Origin of the sequence: Isoptericola sp. NPDC057191 (assembly GCF_042670225.1) — a bacterium.
GTDB lineage: Bacteria > Actinomycetota > Actinomycetes > Actinomycetales > Cellulomonadaceae > Isoptericola.
This window is the reverse complement of record NZ_JBHUWC010000278.1, coordinates 1-3,417: the sequence shown is the minus strand read 5'-3', so window position 1 is coordinate 3,417 and position 3,417 is coordinate 1. Positions and strand designations below refer to the sequence as shown.

General features: G+C 72.3%; 1 protein-coding gene. It reads left to right on the top strand.

The window, feature by feature from the left end; translation table 11 throughout:
- Positions 1-176 precede the first annotated feature (176 nt).
- On the top strand, positions 177-3,417 hold a 3,241-nt coding region (locus tag ACFT55_RS19705; RefSeq protein WP_380245546.1), incomplete at its 3' end, for an efflux RND transporter permease subunit.

The following is a 3,417-nucleotide window of genomic DNA, read 5'->3' as shown; positions in this document are numbered from 1 at the left end:
GACCACGCCCGGCGCCCGTCGTGCGTCGTGCCGGCACTCGCCACTCTGCACGCCCCTGCCGGTGTCAGCCTTTCGGAGGATGTCCGCGGGAACCGCGGGCGCGTATCGTCCGTTCAGCCCGTGCGTCACGACAGCGGAGTCGTGCCTGTCCTACCGACCGTCCGTCTGGAGTGAGCGTGTTCCGACTTGCCCGCCTGTCCTTGGCGAACCGCGCCGTCGTCGCACTCGCGACCGTCGCGATCCTCGTCTTCGGGGTACTGAGCCTGGGCTCCCTCAAGCAGGAGCTCATCCCGTCCCTCGAGCTCCCCGCGGGAGCCGTCGTCGCCGTGTACCCGGGCGCGTCGCCGGAGGTGGTCGAGGAGCGCGTCACCGAGCCGCTCGAGGCCGCCGCGAAGTCCGTCGAGGGGATCGAGTCGGTCGGCTCGACGGCGTCCACGGGCAGCTCCGTGACGACCGTCCAGTTCACCTACGGCACGGACATGGACGCCGCCGCGCAGCGCCTGCAGACCGCGGTCACGCGCACGCAGTCGCAGCTGCCCCAGGACGTCGAGCCGCAGGTGATCACGGGGTCGCTCGACGACCTGCCGGTCATCCAGCTCGCGGCCGCGGGCGCCGACGGTTCTGTGGACCCGGCCGCGCTGGCGGACACCGTGGACACCGTCGTCGTGCCGGCCCTGGAGGACGTCGACGACGTGCGGTCCGTGGCCGTCACCGGCGGCGAGACCAACCAGGTGCTCGTGGACGTCGACACCAAGAAGCTCGCCAAGGCGGGTCTCACCACCGACGACGTCGCCTCGGTGCTGAAGGACAACGGCGTCGTGCTGCCCGCGGGCACCATCACGGACGACGACGTCACCTACTCCGTGCAGTCGGGCTCCAGCATCGACAGCGTCAAGGAGCTCAAGGCGCTGCCGCTGGTCGTGACCCCCGACGCGGCGGCCGCCGCGGGCGCCGCGAGCGCGGGCGACGCGACCGGCGGCACCACGGGCGAGACCGGCGACGGCACGGGCGCACCGCCCGCCGGCACGACGGCCGACCCCACCGCCAGCCAGGCCCCGCAGGTCCCCGAACCCGTCGTGCTCTCGGACGTCGCCACCGTCAAGGTGGCCCCGGTCGAGCCGACCTCCCTCTCCCGCCTCGACGGCGAGCCGTCGCTGGGCATCGCCATCACCAAGACCCCCGACGGCAACACGGTCGAGGTCTCCCACGCGATCCAGGACGCGCTCGACGACCTGGAGCCCGCGCTGGACGACGCAGGCGTCACCACCGCCGTCGTCTTCGACCAGGCGCCGTTCATCGAGGAGTCGATCCACGGTCTCGCCACCGAGGGCGGGCTGGGCCTCGCGTTCGCCGTCCTGGTGATCCTCGTCTTCCTCATGTCCGTGCGGTCCACGCTCGTGTCGGCGGTGTCGATCCCGCTGTCGCTCGCGGCCACGTTCCTGGTCATGAACCTCACCGGCTACACGCTCAACATCCTCACGCTGGGCGCGCTGACCATCTCGATCGGCCGTGTCGTCGACGACGCGATCGTCGTCATCGAGAACATCAAGAGACACCTGTCGTACGGCGAGGAGAAGAAGGCCGCCATCCTCACGGCCGTGCGCGAGGTGGGCGGCGCGATCGCGGCGTCGACCATCTGCACCGTCGCCGTGTTCGCGCCGATCGCGTTCGTGAGCGGCATGGTGGGCGAGCTGTTCCGTCCGTTCGCCATGACCGTCACCATCGCGATGCTCTCCTCGCTGGTCGTGGCCCTCACGATCGTCCCCGTCCTGGCGTACTGGTTCGTCAAGACGCCGGCCGCGCCCGCCTCGCCCGAGGAGGCCGAGCGCGTCCGCGAGGCCGCCGAGGCCAAGGAGCGTCGCGGCCTGTGGCAGCGCGCGTACGTCCCGAGCCTCGGCGCCGCGCTGCGCCACCCGTGGGTCACGCTCGTGATCGCGGTCGCCGTGCTCGGCGGCACGCTCGCGATGGTGCCGCGCCTGGAGACCAACTTCATCGGTGACTCCGGCCAGGACACCGTCACCGTGACGCAGACGTTCGAGCCCGGCGCGTCGCTCGACGCGCAGGACGCCGCGGCCACCCAGGTCGAGGACGCGCTCGAGGGCGTCGAAGCGGTGCAGAGCGTGCAGACGACCGTCGGCACGGGCGACGCGGCTCAGGCCGCGTTCATGGGCGGCGGCTCGACGCCGAAGGCGACGTTCGCGATCACCCTCGACCCGGACGCCGACGCGGTCGCCGCCCAGGACGAGATCCGGGACGCCGTCGAGCCGCTGGCCGTGGGCGTCTCGACGGGCGTCAGCGTCTCCGGCGGGGACTCCGGCTTCGGCTCCAGCACGGTGGACCTCGTGGTGCGCTCGCACGACGAGGACGACCTGCAGACGGCGGCGCAGCAGGTCACCGACGCCGTCACCGACCTGGACGGCGTGGCCGAGGTGAGCAACAACCTCGCCGCCGCGCAGCAGGTCGTGCAGGTGGACGTGGACCGGGACAAGGCGGCCGCGCTCGGTCTCACCGAGACCCAGGTGTCCGGCATCGTCGCGGGGGCGATGGACCCCGAGCAGACCGTGGGCGAGGTCGACCTCGGCGACGGTCCCACCGACGTCGTCGTGAAGTCGGGCGACGCCCCGGCCACGCAGGCGGAGATCGAGGACCTCCAGCTGCCCTCGGCCACGGGCATGGTGCCCCTGACGGACGTCGCGACGGTGGAGCGGGTGGACGTGCCCACGTCCATCTCGCGCACCGACGGCGAGCGCTCCGCGACGGTGTCGGTGACGCCCGAGACGCAGGACGTCGGCACGCTGAGCGCCGACATCACCGCGGCCACGGACGGCCTCGACCTGCCGGCGGGCGCGACCGTCGAGGTGGGCGGCGTCGCCGCCGACCAGTCGGACGCCTTCGCCGACCTCGGGCTCGCGCTCGTCGCGGCGATCGCGATCGTCTTCCTGGTCATGGTCGCGACCTTCGGCTCGCTGGTGCAGCCGCTCATCCTGCTGGTGTCCGTGCCGTTCGCGGCCACCGGTGCGCTGCTCGCCCTGCTGGCCACGGGGACGCCGCTGGGCGTGCCCGCCCTGATCGGCGTGCTCATGCTCATCGGCATCGTGGTCTCGAACGCCATCGTGCTCATCGACCTCATCAACCAGTACCGCGAGCGGGGCCGGTCGCTCGACGACGCCGTGCACGAGGGCGCCCGCAAGCGTCTGCGGCCGATCGTCATGACGGCGCTGGCCACGATCTTCGCGCTGACGCCGATGGCGGTCGGTCTCACGGGCGGCGGCTCGTTCATCAGCCAGCCGCTGGCGCTCGTGGTGATCGGCGGTCTGGTGTCCTCCACGCTGCTGACGCTCTTCGTGGTGCCGGTGATCTACACGCTCATCGAGCGGCGCAAGGAGCGGCGGCGCGCCAAGCGCGACGCCCGTGCCC